Origin of the sequence: Mesorhizobium sp. 131-3-5 (assembly GCF_016756575.1) — a bacterium.
Lineage (GTDB): Bacteria > Pseudomonadota > Alphaproteobacteria > Rhizobiales > Rhizobiaceae > Mesorhizobium > Mesorhizobium jarvisii.
The window spans coordinates 3,865,509-3,881,697 of sequence record NZ_AP023254.1 but is presented as its reverse complement, the minus strand read 5'-3'; the positions used below and the strand labels follow the sequence as shown (position 1 = coordinate 3,881,697).

The 16,189-nt window shown below is 61.8% G+C and carries 18 protein-coding genes and 1 tRNA gene; 10 read left to right on the top strand and 9 right to left on the bottom strand.

Annotated elements, in window-relative coordinates:
• Nucleotides 1-115 precede the first annotated feature (115 nt).
• Together JG747_RS18945 and JG747_RS18940 are read right to left on the bottom strand one after the other, a co-directional pair.
• A complete protein-coding gene (locus tag JG747_RS18945) occupies nucleotides 116-484 on the bottom strand; it encodes a hypothetical protein (protein WP_202362392.1) in 369 nt (122 codons plus the stop codon).
• A complete protein-coding gene (locus JG747_RS18940; protein WP_019858587.1) occupies nucleotides 453-740 on the bottom strand; it encodes a hypothetical protein in 288 nt (95 codons plus the stop codon). The genes JG747_RS18945 and JG747_RS18940 overlap by 32 nt, the downstream gene beginning before the upstream one ends.
• 222 nt (nucleotides 741-962) lie before the next feature.
• On the opposite strand from JG747_RS18940, the gene JG747_RS18935 reads away from it, so the two are divergent.
• The 4 genes from JG747_RS18935 to JG747_RS18920 all read left to right on the top strand — a co-directional run bounded on the left by JG747_RS18935 (nucleotide 963) and on the right by JG747_RS18920 (nucleotide 3,549).
• Nucleotides 963-1,037: transfer RNA gene (locus tag JG747_RS18935), tRNA-Asn, on the top strand.
• Nucleotides 1,038-1,210: 173 nt separating this feature from the next.
• Entirely contained in the window at nucleotides 1,211-1,408 is a 198-nt protein-coding gene (locus JG747_RS18930; protein ID WP_148307390.1) for a hypothetical protein, read from the top strand.
• 283 nt (nucleotides 1,409-1,691) lie between these two features.
• The gene (locus tag JG747_RS18925) at nucleotides 1,692-1,916 is read left to right on the top strand and encodes a hypothetical protein (protein WP_019858589.1); all 225 of its coding nucleotides are present in this window, start codon (nucleotides 1,692-1,694) and stop codon (nucleotides 1,914-1,916) included.
• Nucleotides 1,917-3,240: 1,324 nt separating this feature from the next.
• A complete protein-coding gene (locus JG747_RS18920; protein ID WP_171880381.1) occupies nucleotides 3,241-3,549 on the top strand; it encodes a hypothetical protein in 309 nt (102 codons plus the stop codon).
• Between the two features lie 202 nt (nucleotides 3,550-3,751).
• Here the strand turns inward: JG747_RS18920 and JG747_RS18915 are convergent, their stop codons facing one another.
• Nucleotides 3,752-4,111 carry a hypothetical protein gene (locus JG747_RS18915; protein ID WP_202359803.1) on the bottom strand — a complete coding sequence of 120 codons (360 nt, stop codon included), beginning with the start codon at nucleotides 4,109-4,111 and terminating at the stop codon, nucleotides 3,752-3,754.
• A 228-nt stretch (nucleotides 4,112-4,339) separates the two neighbouring features.
• Here JG747_RS18915 and JG747_RS18910 point away from each other — a divergent pair, with 228 nt between their 5' ends.
• Nucleotides 4,340-4,771 carry a cupin domain-containing protein gene (locus JG747_RS18910; protein ID WP_038652857.1) on the top strand — a complete coding sequence of 144 codons (432 nt, stop codon included), beginning with the start codon at nucleotides 4,340-4,342 and terminating at the stop codon, nucleotides 4,769-4,771.
• Between the two features lie 101 nt (nucleotides 4,772-4,872).
• On the opposite strand, the gene JG747_RS18905 is transcribed toward JG747_RS18910, so the two are convergent.
• Nucleotides 4,873-5,328 carry a carboxymuconolactone decarboxylase family protein gene (locus tag JG747_RS18905; protein WP_019858596.1) on the bottom strand — a complete coding sequence of 152 codons (456 nt, stop codon included), beginning with the start codon at nucleotides 5,326-5,328 and terminating at the stop codon, nucleotides 4,873-4,875.
• A 273-nt stretch (nucleotides 5,329-5,601) separates the two neighbouring features.
• Here JG747_RS18905 and JG747_RS18900 point away from each other — a divergent pair, with 273 nt between their 5' ends.
• The 3 genes from JG747_RS18900 to JG747_RS18890 all read left to right on the top strand — a co-directional run bounded on the left by JG747_RS18900 (nucleotide 5,602) and on the right by JG747_RS18890 (nucleotide 7,405).
• Entirely contained in the window at nucleotides 5,602-6,360 is a 759-nt protein-coding gene (locus JG747_RS18900) for a copper homeostasis protein CutC (protein WP_027046922.1), read from the top strand.
• The gene (locus JG747_RS18895) at nucleotides 6,357-6,845 is read left to right on the top strand and encodes a GNAT family N-acetyltransferase (RefSeq protein ID WP_202359802.1); all 489 of its coding nucleotides are present in this window, start codon (nucleotides 6,357-6,359) and stop codon (nucleotides 6,843-6,845) included. The genes JG747_RS18900 and JG747_RS18895 overlap by 4 nt, the downstream gene beginning before the upstream one ends.
• A gap of 62 nt (nucleotides 6,846-6,907) precedes the next feature.
• Nucleotides 6,908-7,405: an SRPBCC family protein gene (locus JG747_RS18890; RefSeq protein WP_064984119.1), complete on the top strand. Its 498-nt coding sequence runs from the start codon at nucleotides 6,908-6,910 to the stop codon at nucleotides 7,403-7,405.
• Between the two features lies 1 nt (nucleotide 7,406).
• Here the strand turns inward: JG747_RS18890 and JG747_RS18885 are convergent, their stop codons facing one another.
• From JG747_RS18885 to JG747_RS18870, 4 genes are all read right to left on the bottom strand, one after another.
• Nucleotides 7,407-8,429: an acyltransferase family protein gene (locus JG747_RS18885; protein ID WP_202359801.1), complete on the bottom strand. Its 1,023-nt coding sequence runs from the start codon at nucleotides 8,427-8,429 to the stop codon at nucleotides 7,407-7,409.
• Between the two features lie 271 nt (nucleotides 8,430-8,700).
• Nucleotides 8,701-9,498, bottom strand: coding sequence for an FAD binding domain-containing protein (locus JG747_RS18880; RefSeq protein WP_019858600.1), 798 nt, complete (start codon nucleotides 9,496-9,498; stop codon nucleotides 8,701-8,703).
• 12 nt (nucleotides 9,499-9,510) lie between these two features.
• A complete protein-coding gene (locus tag JG747_RS18875; protein ID WP_019858601.1) occupies nucleotides 9,511-11,859 on the bottom strand; it encodes a xanthine dehydrogenase family protein molybdopterin-binding subunit in 2,349 nt (782 codons plus the stop codon).
• A 110-nt stretch (nucleotides 11,860-11,969) separates the two neighbouring features.
• Nucleotides 11,970-12,470, bottom strand: a complete 501-nt coding sequence (locus tag JG747_RS18870; protein ID WP_064984114.1) for a (2Fe-2S)-binding protein — start codon at nucleotides 12,468-12,470, stop codon at nucleotides 11,970-11,972.
• A gap of 314 nt (nucleotides 12,471-12,784) precedes the next feature.
• Between JG747_RS18870 and JG747_RS18865 the strand changes: the two genes are divergently transcribed.
• Nucleotides 12,785-13,921, top strand: a complete 1,137-nt coding sequence (locus JG747_RS18865) for an FIST signal transduction protein (RefSeq protein ID WP_019858603.1) — start codon at nucleotides 12,785-12,787, stop codon at nucleotides 13,919-13,921.
• Between the two features lie 18 nt (nucleotides 13,922-13,939).
• A complete protein-coding gene (locus tag JG747_RS18860; RefSeq protein ID WP_202359800.1) occupies nucleotides 13,940-15,280 on the top strand; it encodes an ATP-binding response regulator in 1,341 nt (446 codons plus the stop codon).
• Between the two features lie 35 nt (nucleotides 15,281-15,315).
• Here the strand turns inward: JG747_RS18860 and JG747_RS18855 are convergent, their stop codons facing one another.
• Nucleotides 15,316-15,999: a response regulator gene (locus JG747_RS18855; protein ID WP_064984109.1), complete on the bottom strand. Its 684-nt coding sequence runs from the start codon at nucleotides 15,997-15,999 to the stop codon at nucleotides 15,316-15,318.
• Nucleotides 16,000-16,189 lie beyond the last annotated feature (190 nt).

Sequence of the window (16,189 nt, the reverse complement as noted above, 5' to 3'; positions counted from 1 at the left end):
GCGAAAATGGCGTCAAGCGGCCACCACGCATTCGGCGCGGTTTCCTCTGCAAGAATCCGACCCTCCACATCGATCGTCGTGGTCACAATGGGTCACGACGCATATTAGACGATCATTAAGTATACCAGGAGATCACGAGAAACTCCACGCCCTCGCCACCGTTGAGAAATGAGGAGGACATCGCCATGCGGCCGGCAACACCCAACACCGGAACGAACGCCTGGGACGGCTTGTCGCGATCAGCATGCGAGGCGTTGCTGCGCCATGCCATCGACTGCCTGGCGATAGATGGCACCGCCAGGCTTTCGCCGCGCGACCGCGCGCGCCTGGCCTCGGCTGCCGCCGTTCTCAGGGAAATCCGCGAGGATTTGGGAAGAGGTGCGAACCGAAAAGCGGATTCGCCAAAATCCGAAACCCGAACAAGGGCATAACGCAGCGGAAGAACGGCATGGTCAAACGCCCGGTTTGGTGCCCGTCGTTCCATCCGGCCGACGCCGCCGCTCCCACCAGACGACGAAGCGACGCCGGTGGCGCCGCACCATGGCGAATTCATAGGAGAGCACCAGCAATCCGATCGGAACCATCCAGAAGCCAAGGATCGGCAGAAAGCCAAGAATGCCGCCGATGGTCAAGAGAATGCCGATCGTGATTCTGAGGCCGCGCGATTGCGGCATGGTGAATTCGCGCCCGAAAATCGAGATCTTTCGTGCCGGTATCCGGTTTTCGTCTGCTGCCGTCATCGCCAATGGCTGTCCATCTGGTCGCTCGAAAAAGCCTGTTTACCAAAGCCGCGACCGCCGTTTCGGTTCCGCGCCCATCGCCAAGACGGCTAATATGAGGGCGGACGCCGCCGATTGCGAGAAACCCGCCGCGCGAAAAAGTCTCGGAAAAAAGCGAAATGCTTCTTTGCAAAGGCGAAAGGTGTTTGCTATAGGCTGCGCCACTTGCTGAAGAGCATCCGTTCCCCGGTAGCTCAGTGGTAGAGCAACCGGCTGTTAACCGGTTGGTCGCTGGTTCGAATCCGGCCCGGGGAGCCAAACATTTTCAAACACTTGGCCATGATGCCTGCGTGAGCGCGAAATTGCGCTTTTGCCTTATGGGGCTACGTCTGGGCTACAATCGCCAATCTCCCCATCCCTTCCGGTCGTGATATTGCTTTCGCACGCGTTCCTGCGCGACTATCCAACTTTCAATGAAAGGGGCTAGCGCGATGCCGTCCAAGGTTTGGAACGCCGTTGCGTCTGCGGCAGTTGGGGGCGTCGTCGGGATTGGCGGGACCGTCACCACCGGTGCTTTCGGATACCTCGACAAAAACCGAGAGCTCGACATCGAGATGGTCAAAGTCGAGCTTTCGATTTTGGCAGGAGAAAACAAGGACACTTCCCTGCCAGGCCGAAAATTCGCCTAGCCGTTCGACTGCTCCGGATCGCGAACGTTCTAGGCGCCGCAGGGGACCGCGTCATAGACCAAGCAAAGCGGGAGATCGCCCAATGACCGCTCACGTCAGAACGTTGGGACTTTTCGGTATGCCGGCGCGGATGAACCCGCGCGATGGCGCCAGTCAGTCGAGAAGCGTCTGAACAGCCTCCTAGAACGCGCCATGGGCCTGATTACGTCCTTCGTTCGCATGTTTCTCCTATATTAGCATTGCGGCATATACTTGCCATGCGGCGCCTAGAGCGGAGACCCAAATGGGCGGCTATAAGGCCTGGCATGATATTATTCACGACCATCAGGTCGAAAGTTTCGCTTCAGAGAACGGTTTGACTGCGGACCTGGTCTGGGAGTTGATCCTAAAACACGGTAACAGCCGCAAGGCCGTGATCAGAGCTGCTCAGGGCGTCCTCGAATCGGCCGGCGTCGAGTTCACCACCGAAAATGGCGGCGGCGCTGGGGTGAGGATCAGGAAGCCATGAGGTCTTCTTGATTGGAAACCCGCAATCGCAGAAGGCCCGTTGGTGCTGTTTGTTGCCGGCCTGCGCCTTCCGCGATCGCACCATAGGCGCCGGCGGCAACCGCATATTAGCATGTCCTTGTGGCGGACATGCTTCCGCCTGGCCGGCGCCTTTTACCCCAACGCCCCCCGCCCAACCAGGCGTCGGCCACCTTTCATCGTCGCTCGAAAGTCGGTTTCCAGTCGCGGCTCCGCTCCCGTTGCTGTCCCTCAGGAATGCAAGAACACCGGGCGCCGATCGCGGCCCGCGGCCTTGCAGTGCGAGCAGACGAACAGCCCGACAAGATCCTGTTGCATTGAGCGGTGGCCGGGTTCAAGGCGGCCTGTGAGCGCTTGTATATCGAGTTTGGCCGATCGGCAGCACATGGAATGGCTGCAGTCGACGTAGACGCTTTCGCGTGCGGCAAGTGTATGGGCGAGAGTCTCGAGAGGCACGGCGATCTCCCTTGGGGGGCGCGGCAATCGGAGGATCATGTTTCTGATCTCGGTGACGATGGAAGCCGGCTTGCGCACGATTTGGAGAATCCCAGCCATCTATGGCATTGTATTTATTAACGCTAATATGAGGGGCGACCGACTTCGTGAGGCATTCCGAAACCATCAGTTTTTGAAGCAGGAGCATGGCCGACACCAAACCGTCGCCCCCAACTGTGGAAATCAGCCAATCCCTAGGCGAGTGGGTTGTTAGGATCGTAACAACGGACGGCAACACCTATTCCAGAGCCTTCGAACGTGAGTCCGATGCCGTCGCTTTCGCTGTGAATCAGCGTTGCATTTGGGATTGCAACTTCCGCCGCCTGACTAGTCGCCCTGAACTGGCACCTTGCTTAGGCCTTTGTCCTCCTGGACTGGCCCGGGTTCAGGAAGCCATCCCTTATCAGGTCCAACGCGTCGAGCGCGTCTTCATCCAACAAGTTTGTCAAGGGCACTCCACCCACGCGTACAACCTTGTTGTTGTCTATGTCGTAGACCTCCCAGAGCCCATCGCTGATTCTTCGGATTGCGTGCCGTCTCTCCATAAGGAGTCTCTAATAAACGAGTCACCGAAGCGCCAGCAAGAAAACTCGATCCAAAGAGTTAACGGTGGAAAACCATGCTCGCTTTGACAAGCTCCTGCGAATGACGCGCAAAGAGGCCGCGCCAGATCAAACTGGCAATCAGACGTTTCCACCAAGGCGAGTTCGCCGGCGCCATCATCTCAAATCGTCAACCACTTCCGAAAGTGAGCAAGGTTGAGTTTGTGGTCGAACGATGCTCGACCTTAAGGGCAAAGAGGATGGCGAAACATGCCGCTGGCCTGGCTACCAGCCCAAGCGAACTATCTGGGAAAGCTCGGCAATGTCGCCATAGATCATCGAACCCTTGACGAGAAAACATTTGTTACCGAGAACTTTGAAGAGTGGGCTCGACGCGGTGCAAGCCGGCCGGTCCTTGTCCTTGGCATCCGCATAGCCGATGCTGATGGCAAGGACAGCGATAGCAATGAGTGTCGTCTTGGTCATATTGGGCCACCCACCAGCGAGCCTCTGCAAAACATAGGACGTGAGCGTCTATTAGCACTTGCTCATATTAGCCTTCATCCATCAATTAAATGAAGCGGACCCGTCTTCGATCGCGCGCTAAAGGTAGATCAAAGCCGGCGGAGACGAGAGGGCAGCCCGGGGCGAGCGCTATAAAAATCGACGTTTCACCATTGCTTCCTAAGGAGCTTGCGATGGATCACGTGGGGGCCTAACAGCGAGGTCAATCTTTGCGTTGAAGTTGTCGAAGCCTGCGGAGCCTTCCCACGGTGCCCCCTCACGCCATACCGACAATGCTCTGCGCATGGGCATGGAGATGTTGGGCGGCCCGCCGGTATTCGATCGCGTCGCCGCTGCAAACAACCAGGAACTGCGCCGCGAACTCGCGCGTATTTGTGGCCGGTTTGGCGAGCATGGCCTTCGCAATCTCCGATATGTCTTGATAGACGCGTTTCAGATCGCGGTCGGAAATGTCCAGGGAGATCGAATTCATCATTGCCTCCCAGCGCCGAAAACCCGCCAGGATGGGACTTTCGTTCGAGTTTGCGGCAAAAATCTCTTCCGGTGCAGCGGCCCCTATACGCGGAAAGGAGACCATCGTGCGTACCACCGTGCGTCTTGTCATTGCATCAAACATCAAGTCCGATCTCCTACGACTGAACGCAATTCTGTAGGGCGGGCGATCCAGTGGCACATTGTTCTGCGTCAAATTTCGGCAACGTCGAAAACCGGCATTGCCTCCGCGGAGCATGAGGAAGGACTCCAGCTGGTGGGTCGAAGGAGCCAATTCATCGCGATGTCGCCCCGCTCCCGCTTGCGCGCGGATGTCCGCCGCGCCATAGATGCCTCGGTTCAGGGAGGCATCATGCGCAAAATCCTGGTTTCGGTTCTGCTGGCCGCGGTTGCGCTTTACGCGAATTGCGCTCTGGCACTGGACAGCAGCAGCACGCCTGTCGTCGTCACCCCGCTCGCATCACGCACGACCACCGCTTCCGGCCAGCCGATCACGCTGCCGCAGAAGAACGTGCAGGTGCTGGTGTCGACCTATGACATCGCGCCGGGCGCGACCTTGCCGGTGCACCGGCACCCCTTCCCGCGCTATGCCTATGTCGAGGCCGGAACGCTGAAGGTCACCAATGTCGAGTCCGGCAACAGCAACACCTACAAAACAGGCGATTTCATCATCGAGATGATCGGCCAGTGGCATCAGGCCACGAACATCGGCGATGGCCCGGTCAAGCTCCTGGTGATCGACCAGGTCGAGCAAGGCGCCAAGAACACGGAATTGCGGCAGTAGCCAAGCGTCATGCTCATGTGCCGAAAAGCGAGAGGCAACACGCCGCCCGCCTACCCGCTCCGTAACGGATAACCATCCTGCCCCCAGCGCAGGACCAGTGCTCAGCCCCAGCTGCCGACCATCTGTCGTGTCGTCGCATTCAGCCGGTTGAAGGCGTTGATCAGGGCGATCTGGACAACCAGCGCGGCAAGCGCCTTTTCATCATAGTGGCGGGCGGCTTCGTCCCAGACATCGTCCGGCACGGCGTCGGGCCGGTCGGCGAGCCTCGTGCCGGCCTCGGCCAGCGCCAGGGCCGCCCGTTCGGCGTCGGTGAAGTAGGGCGTCTCGCGCCATGCCGCCAGCGCAAAAATGCGCTCGTCCTTCTCGCCGGCCTTCTTCAGTTCGCGCGCGTGCATGTCGACGCAGAGGCTGCAGGCATTGATCTGGCTGGCGCGCAGATGAATGAGCTTGCGCGTCACATAGGGTATGTCGGCCGCCTCGGTCGACTTGTCCAACGCCAGCAGCGCCTGCAGGGCGCCTGGGATGAGCATCACGGGATTCTTGAGTCTGGCTTGCATGGCCTTCTCCTTTTTAGGCGTTTCGTCAGGACGTGTTTTGCCGAGCCCGGAAGCAGCGCATCCGGGATTTCAGCAGATGGAATTTCGGCTGCCGCCGCACGGCCAACGGTCAATCCATAACCGTATAGCTATGGGTTATTCATAACTACACAGTTATAAGACTGTCAAGCGGGGAAATGTGCGGCTGGTCCAAATGGCGGTGCGCCGTTCACGCTTTCGCGCCAGCCGCCCGGGTGCTAGGGCTTTGCGCAACATCATGGACTGGATCGCCCCTTGACCACGGAAACACGCCCACCGCTGATCGAAATCTGTGTCGAAGGCATCGATGGCCTGCTCGCCGCGCAGGCCGCCGGCGCCGACCGGGTCGAACTGTGCGCCAGCCTGGTCGAGGGCGGCATCACGCCAAGCCTCGGCACGGTGCGCGCGGCTCTCGACCAGGCGACCGTGCCGTTTCACGTCATGGTGCGGCCGCGCGGCGGCGATTTTCTCTACAGCGAGACCGAATACCGCTCGATGCTCGCCGATGTCGCGGCGCTGCGCGATCTCGGCGTGCCGGGCGTGGTGTTCGGCTGCCTGAACGCCGACGGCACCATCGACGAAGAGCGCATGAGCGAATTGACCGAGGCCGCCGGCTCCCTGAACGTCACCTGCCATCGTGCCTTCGACATGACACGCGATCCGGCCGAGGCGCTGGAAGCGCTGATCCGCTGCAAGGTCGGCCGCGTGCTGACCAGCGGCCAACGCGACACCGCGATCGAAGGCTTGTCCTTACTGGCGGATCTCGTGCGGCAGGCCGGCGACCGCATCATCATCCTCGGTTGCGGCGGGCTCGATCTCGGCAACATCGCCGAGGTGCGCCAAAGGACCGGACTGGCCGAAATGCACTTTGCAGCGCTGAAGGACGTGCCAAGCGCGATGCACTACCGCAATCCCAAGGTTGGCATGGGCGGCTCCGATCTCGATCGCGAATACCGCAACACAGTGACCGACACACCGCAGGTAGCGGCGACGATCGCGGCGGCCAAGGCATGACCGCCCCGATAGACCGCATAGCGCAAGGCGACGAAGCGGACGTACTGGCGCTCAACAACGAGCATGCCGCCGAACTGTCCTGGCTCGAAGCCGAGCGGCTGTCGTTCCTGCTCGGCGAGGCGTTCTACGCACGGCGCATCGGCGATCTCGAAGCCTTCATCATGACCTTCGACCAGGAAGCCAACTACGACAGCCCGAACTTCATCTGGTTCCGCGAACGCTACGAACGCTTCATCTATGTCGACCGCGTCGTCGTGGCGGCGCATGCAAGGGGCCGCGGCCATGCGCGCCGGCTCTATCAGGATCTGTTCGAACATGCCGAACGCGCCGGCCACACGCTGGTCACCTGCGAGGTCAACGCCGATCCGCCCAACCCCGTCTCGGATGCCTTCCACGCCGCGCTGGGCTTTGCCGAGGTCGGCGAAGCGGTGATCCACGGTGGCAAGAAAGCGGTGCGTTATTACGTCAAGCAGATCGTCACCTGATTGCTGGCCGAATAAAGAAGATTCTCCTAATATAAGCGTTCCGCCAAAATGGAGGAACCGCGATGCCTAGCAACGTCTTCCGCTTCGACGAAAGCTGGGACATTCCCGAAGGCACGCCGCAGCAAGTGTGGGACGTGCTCTCCGACGCCGAATTGCTCCCGCTCTGGTGGGGCGAGGTCTACAAGGAAGTGGTTCCGCTCGACCGCAAGGGCAAGGCATCAGTCGGCTCGCGGGCAAGGGCACGGGCGCGCGGCGCCCTGCCCTATGAGCTGAACTTCATCATCGAGGCCGCCGAACTCGAGCCTGGCAGGCTGGTCGTCGTGAAAACCTTTGGCGACTTCGACGGGCTATGGCGGGCCGAACTGTCGCCGTCAGGCAGCGGCACCCATGTCCAACTGACCTGGCAGGTCACGGTCGAGCGGCCGATCCTCAAATTCCTGGCACCCCTGCTGCGGCCGGCCTTCGCCTGGAACCATCGCTGGACAACGCCGCGTGGCGAAGCCGGCCTGCGGCGCTATCTCAGGCTCGCAACAACAGTGCCTCGGCGCGATGACGCCTGAATCACCAGTTGCGGTTCAACCATTCACGCCCCGGCCGCTCGATGAGGTAATAGCTGCAGAGCGCGCAGGCAAAGACCCCGGCCAGCATCGGCCACGGGCTGATGCCTTGTTCATAGACGAATTTGTAGAAGGGCTGCTGCCACAGATAGAGTGAGTATGACCACAGGCCCAACGTCGCCATGGGCCAGGACGAGAGCAATTTGGAAAAGATTGGCGTGCTGAAATCGAGCGCATTGACAGCCAGCGCCAGCAGCGGCACCGCAAGGAGATAGTGGATCGGCGTCGGCACCGGGTCCATGAACAGCAAAACCGCGACCGCCGCCGCTGCCAGGGCGACATAAGGCCCCTTCAGCACCGCCGGCAGGCGGCCTTCGGCCTTAAGCAGGCAGATCGAAGCCGAAAGCAGGATCGAAGCGATGTGCACATCGGTGCGCCAGTAAGTGGCCTCGTAGTCCAGCCTGAACACCCAGTACGACACCGCGCCATTGGCCATTGCGAGCAAGGCGAGCGTCACCAGCAAAGGAATGACGCGATTGCGGCTGGAGACGAGCGCGCTGATCAACGCCAGGATGATGTAGGCATGCTCCTCGACACAAAGCGACCAGATATGGTCGAGCGCTCCGGCGCGGGTGACGAGAATTCCGGCGTAATTGTAGGTGAATGTCAGCGCCGTCAGCGCGGCCTTCCATTTGAAGGCGATGAACGTGCCGGAGAGCGCGATCATGGCGATGATGACGAAGACCAGAAGCGCCGGGTAGATGCGCGAGAAGCGGCGCTTGAAGAACTTCTTCAGCGGGTAGCGTTCGATGAACAGGATCTCGGCCATCAGCCGGCCGCTGAGCACGAAGAAGAATTCGACGCCAAGCACGCCCAGATTGATTCCGGGCACCGGGAAAAAATGGCCGATCAGCACCAGGGCGATCGACAGGCCGCGCCAGCCGTCGAGATAGGCCAGTCTAGTCCTAGCCGATCGGTCGACGGCGGATCGGGACGGAACCATCTGGGTCGCGGTAATTTCGGACATGCCGATCCTTCGCATTGGCATGCGAAAGGGCACGGCGGTAAATATCCGAACCCGGCTCGCATTCCCGCCCCAACCCATACTGCAGTGCAATATAAGTTTGTGCAAGTGCGAGATTGGCGGCGATGCGGTTCCTTGGGCAGCAAACTGCCGGAAATGCTTCGAGCAAAAGACCAGTCGCGTGGCGAAATTCCTTCACGAGCCGCACGGCTACACACCATCGCGTACGAAAAAGGGGCCAAGATGGCCCCTTTGATGTCGGCAACCGATGCTGTCAGGCGTTGGCTGCCGCCACCGCGCGCTTGGCCATGACCGCGATCAAATTGGCGCGGTAGTCGGCGGAAGCGTGGATGTCGCTCATCAGGTTCTTCGCCGGCACTTTCACGCCGGCGAGAGACGCGGCGTCGAAGTTCTTCGCAAGGGCTGCCTCGATCTCCTTCGAGCGGAACACGCCGTCGTCACCGGCGCCGGTCACCGCAACGCTGACGCCGTCCTTGCCCTTGGCCACGAACACGCCGACGATTGCATAGCGAGAAGCCGGGTTGCGGAACTTTTCATAAGCCGCCTTGGCCGGCGCGGTGAAGGAGACCGCCGTGATGATCTCGCCATCCTTCAAGGCCGTTTCGAACAGCCCTTTGAAGAACTTGTCGGCCGATATCTCGCGCTTGTTGGTGACGATGGTGGCGCCCAATGCCAGAAGGGCCGCCGGATAGTCGGCCGCCGGATCGTTGTTGGCGATCGAACCGCCGATCGTGCCCTTGTAGCGCACCGCCGGGTCACCGATCAGCGACGCCAGATGGGCAATTGCCGGGCAGGCCTTCTTAAGCTTCTCGTCGTTGGAGACGTCGAAATGCGTGGTGGCCGCGCCGATGGTGACCGTCTTTCCCGACACCTTGACGCCCTGCATCTCCTTGATGCGCGACAGATCGACGAGATCGGAAGGAGCCGCCAGCCGCGTCTTCATGGCAGGTATCAGCGTCATGCCGCCGGACAGCAGTTTGGCGTCGCCGCTCTTCACCAGCTTGGCGGCATCCGCGACCGAGGCGGCGCGATGGTAGTTGACCGAATACATGGCTGTTCCTCCTCAGTGCTTCGCGGCGCGGATCGCGGCCCACACGGTGGGCGGCGAGGCGGGCATGGCGATATCGGCGATGCCGATGGCATCGGTGATGGCGTTGATCACCGCCGGCGGCGAGCCGATGGCGCCGGCCTCGCCGCAACCCTTGATGCCGAGCGGATTGCCCGGGCATGGCGTGTTCGAGGTCGAGACCTTGAACGACGGCAGGTCGCCCGCGCGCGGCATGGTGTAATCCATGTAGCTCGCGGTCAGCAGCTGTCCGCTGGCATCGTAATGGGCGCCTTCCAGCAGCGCCTGGCCAATCCCTTGCGCGATGCCGCCATGCACCTGGCCCTCGACGATCATCGGATTGATGATGTTGCCGAAATCATCGGCGGCCACGAACTGGACGATCTCTGTCGTTCCGGTCTCCGGTTCGATCTCGACCTCGCAGATGTAGCAGCCCGCCGGGAAGGTGAAGTTCGACGGATCGTAGAAGGCCGTTTCCTTCAATCCGGGCTCCATCCCTGCCGGCAGATTGTGGGCGGTATAGGCGGCCAGCGCCACCTGGAACCACGGCACGTTCTTGTCGGTACCGGCAACCTTCAGCGCACCGTTCTCGATGACGATGTCGCCCTCGTCGGCTTCGAGCAAGTGGGCGGCGATCTTCTTGGCCTTGGCCTCAACCTTGTCGAGTGCCTTTGATATCGCCGACATGCCGACCGCGCCCGAGCGCGAACCGTAAGTGCCCATGCCCATCTGCACCTTGTCGGTGTCGCCATGGACGATCGAAACCGAATCAATCGGCACGCCGAAACGCTGGTTGACCAGTTGCGCGAAGGTCGTCTCGTGGCCCTGGCCATGGCTGTGCGAGCCGGTCAGCACCTCGATCGTGCCGACGGCGTTGACGCGCACTTCGGCCGATTCCCAAAGGCCGACACCGGCGCCGAGCGAGCCGACCGCCGCCGACGGCGCGATGCCGCAGGCCTCGATGTAACAGCTCATGCCGATCCCGCGCAGCAGGCCCTTCTTGGCGGCCGCCGCCTTGCGTTTGGCAAAGCCGGCATAGTCCGAAGCTTTCATGGCCGCGTCGAGCGAGGCGCCGTAGTCGCCGGCGTCATAGTTCATGATCACCGGTGTCTGGTGCGGGAAGGAGGTGATGAAGTTCTTGCGCCGCAATTCGGCAGGCGACACGCCAAGCTCGCGCGCGGCCGCTTCCATCGTGCGTTCCAGGAGATAGGTGGCTTCCGGCCGCCCTGCCCCGCGATAGGCATCGACAGGCGCCGTGTTGGTATAGACCGTGCGCACATTGGCGTGGATGGCCGGAATGTCGTACTGGCCCGAAAGCAGCGTCGCGTAGAGATAGGTCGGCACGCAGGACGAGAACAGCGACATATAGGCGCCGAGATTGGCGATCGTGTCGACCTTCAGCCCGGTGATCCTGTTGTTCTTGTCGAAAGCCATTTCCACCGTCGAGACATGGTCGCGGCCATGCGCGTCGGAGAGAAAACTCTCGGTGCGGTCGGCGACCCATTTGACCGGCACGCCGGTTTTCTTGGAAGCCCACAGGCAGACGATCTCTTCGGGATAGATGTAGATCTTGGAGCCGAAGCCGCCGCCGACATCCGGCGCGATGACGCGCAGCTTGTTTTCCGGCGCGACATTGTAGAAGGCGCTCATCACCAGCCGCGCGACATGCGGGTTCTGCGATGTCGTCCAGCAGGTGTAATGGTCCTCGGCCTTGTCGTAGTGGCCGAGAGCCGCGCGCGGCTCCATGGCATTCGGCACCAGCCGGTTGTTGACGATCTTCATGCGGGTGACATGCGCGGCTGCCTTGATCGCCGCGTCGGTCGCCTTGGCATCGCCGATCTCCCAGTCGAATATCAGATTGTTCTCGGCCTCGGCATGGATCTGCGGCGCGCCCTTTTCGAGCGCCTTGGTGGCTTCGACGACGGCCTTCAATTCCTTGTAGGTGATCTCGACCGCCTCTGCCGCATCACGGGCCTGCCCCTTGGTCTCGGCCACGACGACGACGACGGCGTCACCGACATAGCGCACCTTGTCGACGGCCAACGGCGACCAGGCGCCCATCTTCATCGGCGAACCGTCCTTAGAATGGATCATCCAGCCGCAGATGAGGTTGCCGATGCCATCGGCCTTGAGCTCCTTGCCGGTCAGCACGCCGATGACGCCGGGCATGGCTTGCGCTCGCTTGACGTCGATCTTCTTGATCTGCGCATGCGCGTGCGGGCTGCGCACGAAGGCGGCATGCTTCATTCCGGGAACCACCATGTCGTCGACATAGCGGCCGGCGCCGGTGATGAATCTTTTGTCTTCCTTGCGCGCGACCCGAGCGCCAACACCTTCAATGCCCATCAGAAATTCCTCCCGAGATTGCAGGGGAGCAGGTGAGTTGGGCAGTACGGCAGTAGGGAAAAACTGGTTCCGGTTCCCTACTGCCTTACTGCCTACTGCCTACCGCTCGTTCACGCAGCTTGTTTCGCCTTGCCCTTGGCCCCTTTTGCCATCGTCTTCGATGCGGCGAGGATCGCCTTGACGATGTTGTGGTAGCCGGTGCAGCGGCAGATATTGCCTTCCAGTTCGGCTCGCACCGTCGCCTCGTCGAGGCCTTCGGGATGACGGTTGATCATGTCGGTTGCCGCCATGATCATGCCAGGCGTGCAGAAACCGCATTGCAGGCCGTGATGTTCCTTGAAGGCGGCCTGCACGGGATGCAGGTCGGCGCCATTGGCGAGACCTTCGATCGTTACAATGCTCGAGCCGGACGCCTGTACCGCGAGCATGGTGCAGGACTTCACCGCCTTGCCGTCGACATGGACGACGCAGGCCCCGCATTGCGAGGTGTCGCAGCCGACATGCGTGCCGGTCAGGCCGAGATTCTCGCGCAGGAAGTGAACCAGCAGCGTTCGGTCCTCGGCGGCCCCGCTGACCCGCCTGCCGTTCACCATCAACGAAACGTCCGACATGAATCCTCCCTGGGTATCAACCTTGGTCATCACGCTGCCGACGCGCCGCTGGCACTTCGGCCATGCGTTATTCGTACACTGCACAACGCACAAAAAACAGCGCGACGGAAAAGGCGGATCATTGTACTTTCGGTCATGGCCAAGGCCGAAGGTGCATTCCCCTCGCCCCATTGCCAAAACGCCGATTGGAAGCAACAATATCCTTCGACGCCCGCGCGCCAGAAGCCTGTAAAAACAGCCGCGTATAAAAACAGCGTCGGAGGAAATGCGGGAGAACGCCGCTGACCAGTTCACGGACGCGCTACGCCTGCGGCTTGTCGGCGCTGACCACGGACGAGCCCGACCTGGATGCTTTCGCTCGCGCGGTGGCCAGCGAGGCCGCGGCAATCGACGCCGGCTTTGCCCTCGTGTTCTTCTCCCAGAGCCTTGTCGAGGCCGGCGCTCTGTCACGGGCGCTATCGGCGCATGCGCCAGGGCTCCACCATGCCGGCTGCTCCACTGCCGGCGAGATCACGCCGCAGGGGCTAGAGGAAGGTCACATGCTGGCGATGCTGCTTCCCTCGGCGTCGTTCACCGCGGTCAGCGCCATGGTCGACAATCTATCCTCGTCGGGCATGGACAGGATCACCGGCGAGGTCGAGGCCCTGCGGCGCACGCTGCGCGTCCGGGTCGGCGGGGAGCGGACTAGGAACACCTTCGCGCTCTGCTTCATCGATGGGCTGTCCTATGCAGAGGAAGCGGTCAGTTCGGCCATCCACTGGGGCCTTGACGACATACCTCTGCTCGGCGGCTCGGCCGGCGACGATCTGAAATTTGAGACGACGCGGCTGATCTCGAACGGCAGGGTCACCTCGGACAGCGCCATCATCGTGCTGATCGCCACGGAAATTCCGTTCCACGTCTTCAAGACCGACAATTTCGTTCCGACCGACGAAAAGCTGGTGGTCACGGCGTCCGATGCCGATCACCGCATCGTACGCGAGTTCAACGCCACCAATGCGGCGGAAGAATATGCCGCTTCCGTCGGTATCGTCCCGCACACCCTGACGCCGCTGAGCTTCGCCTCGCACCCGGTGGTGGTGAAGGTGGGCGGTGAATATTACTGCCGCTCGATCCAGAGGATGCACGCCGACGGCTCGCTGTCGTTCTTCTGCGCCATAGACGACGGCGTCGTATTGTCGATCGCCCAGCCCAAGGACATGGTGGAATCGACACGCGCGGCCTTGCGCGAGGTCGAGGAGAGGCTTGGCGGCATCGACCTGATCCTCGGCTTCGACTGCGTGCTACGCCGGCTCGATGCGCGCAACCGGCAAGTTTTTCGTGACATTTCGGAACTCTACCGGGTCAACAATGTCGTCGGCTTCGGCACGTATGGCGAACAGTACCGGTCGATGCATTTGAACCAGACCTTCACCGGCATTGCCTTTGGCGAACGGCAAGCGGCGGAATAGGGGCCGCAGAGTAACAAGATGCCGCTCAAGGATATAAACGACCTCGACAAGCTGAAGAAGATCAACGCCGCCCTAGTCAGCCGCGTCGAGCGCTCGATGGACCAGCAAGGCAACGCCTTCTCGCTTTTCCAGACCGCCATCTCGCTCGAGAACCGGGTGCGCATGCGCACCGAGGAGTTGCACTCGACCTTGCGGCGGCTGGAACAGTCCAACATCGACCTCAGCGCCGCCAAGGAAAACGCCGAGTTCGCGAACCTGTCCAAGACGAGGTTCCTTGCCGCCGCCAGCCATGACGTGCTGCAGCCGCTGAACGCGGCTCACCTGTCCGTCTCGGCGCTCGCCGAGGTGCAGACCAGCGACGAAGGCAGGAAACTGGTGCGGCAGGTCGAGCGCTCGCTGGAGACGATGGAGGACCTGCTGCGCACCCTGCTCGACATTTCCAAGCTCGATGCCGGCGTGGTGCACCCCGACATCGGCGACGTCAGCCTGGAGGCGCTGTTCTCGTCGCTGCGCTCGGATTTCCAGCCGGTCGCGGAAATGAAACGCCTGTCGCTGAAGTTCCGACCGGTCAACGCCGTGGTCCGCTCCGACCGCACCCTGCTGCGCCGCATCCTGCAGAACATCCTCTCCAACGCGCTGGGCTATACACGCTCGGGCGGCGTGCTCGTCGGCACCAGGCATCGCGGCGATACGATCCGCATCGATGTCGCCGATACCGGCTGCGGCATCCCCGAGGACCAGCGCGAGGCGGTGTTCGAGGAATTCCATCGCGGCACCTTGCCCGCCAATGCCGGGCTCGACGGCGGCGGCCTTGGGCTCGGGCTTGCCATCGTGCGCCGCATGGCCGGCGCGCTCGGCCACCCCGTGACCTTCTCGTCGAAGGTCGGGCGCGGCACGATCTTCCATATCGATGTCCCCGTCGGCATCGGTGCCCCCGCCGACGCGATCGCCAGCGCCACCGCCCTGGAGCGGTCACGCGGCTACGGCCTGTTCGGCACCAAGGTGCTGCTGGTCGAAAACGACGCGGAGGTGCTGCAGGCCATGACCTTCCTGCTCGAGCGCTGGCAGTGCCTGGTGCGGGCCGCGACCTCGACCGACGACGCGCTTGACCTGCTCGGCGACACCGACTGGGTGCCCGACATCGTCATTGCCGACCAGCATCTCGACGGCGGCGACCTCGGCACCGCCACCATATCGGAGGTCCGCGACTATCTCGGCCGCGCAGTGCCAGCGCTGATCGTCACCGCCGACAGTTCCGAAGCCGTCGCCAAGGCAGCGCGCGCCGACGGCATCGAACTGATGCGCAAACCACTGAAGCCGGCGCAACTGCGGGCACTCCTGGCGCATTTGCTGGCTTAGCTCCATACCCTCCCCACGAGGGGGAGGGTAAAAGCTCAAAACCCCGCCTGATCCCTGAAAAGCTCCGCATTGTCCAGCTTCGAGACCTCGATCACCGCTTGCGTGCGGCTGTAGACATTGAGCTTGCGCAATATCTCCGAGACATGCGCCTTGACCGTGGTCTCGCCCACCTGCAGCTCATACGCGATCTGCTTGTTGAGCAGGCCCTGGCGCAGCATTTGCAGCACGCGCAGCTGCTGCGGCGTCAGCTTGGACAGGCGCTGGACCATGTCGGCGCGATCGACGCTGTCGGCGTCGGCCGGCTGGCCTTCATAGGTTTCCGGCACATAGATCGCGCCGTCCATCACCGAGCGGATGGCGGCGGCAAGATCGCTCTTGCGCGCCGATTTCGGGATGAAGCCGGCGGCGCCATAGGACAGCGCCTCGGAAATGATCCGCGGCTCCTCATATCCCGACACGATTACCACCGGCAGGCGCGGATAGCGGGTCCTGAGTTGCAGCAGCCCGTCGAAGCCGTGCACGTCGGGCATGCTGAGGTCCAGCAGCGCAAGGTCGAAAGGCTTGGCGTCGGCCAGCAGATCGAGCGCCTCGGCGATCGAGCGCGCCTCGACCGTGTCGACCTCCGGATAGGCCATCTGCACGGCGCTGTGCAGCGCCTCGCGAAACAGCGGATGGTCGTCGATGATCAGGAACCGGGCGCGATCGTTGGGTACTGTCATGTGGCTCGTTCCGGTTTACCTGCCACACCATAGCCCCGCGACCATGGTCGGATTATTAGCAAATAGTCTATCGCCGGTTGATAGGCCGCTGCAAAGGTGATGGGAACCCTGAATTACTTACACGGCCCCGGCAAAGCCCATGCTTTATGAAAAGCGACGCCTTGCCCGGTTCCCGAAATCGGCCGAAGGT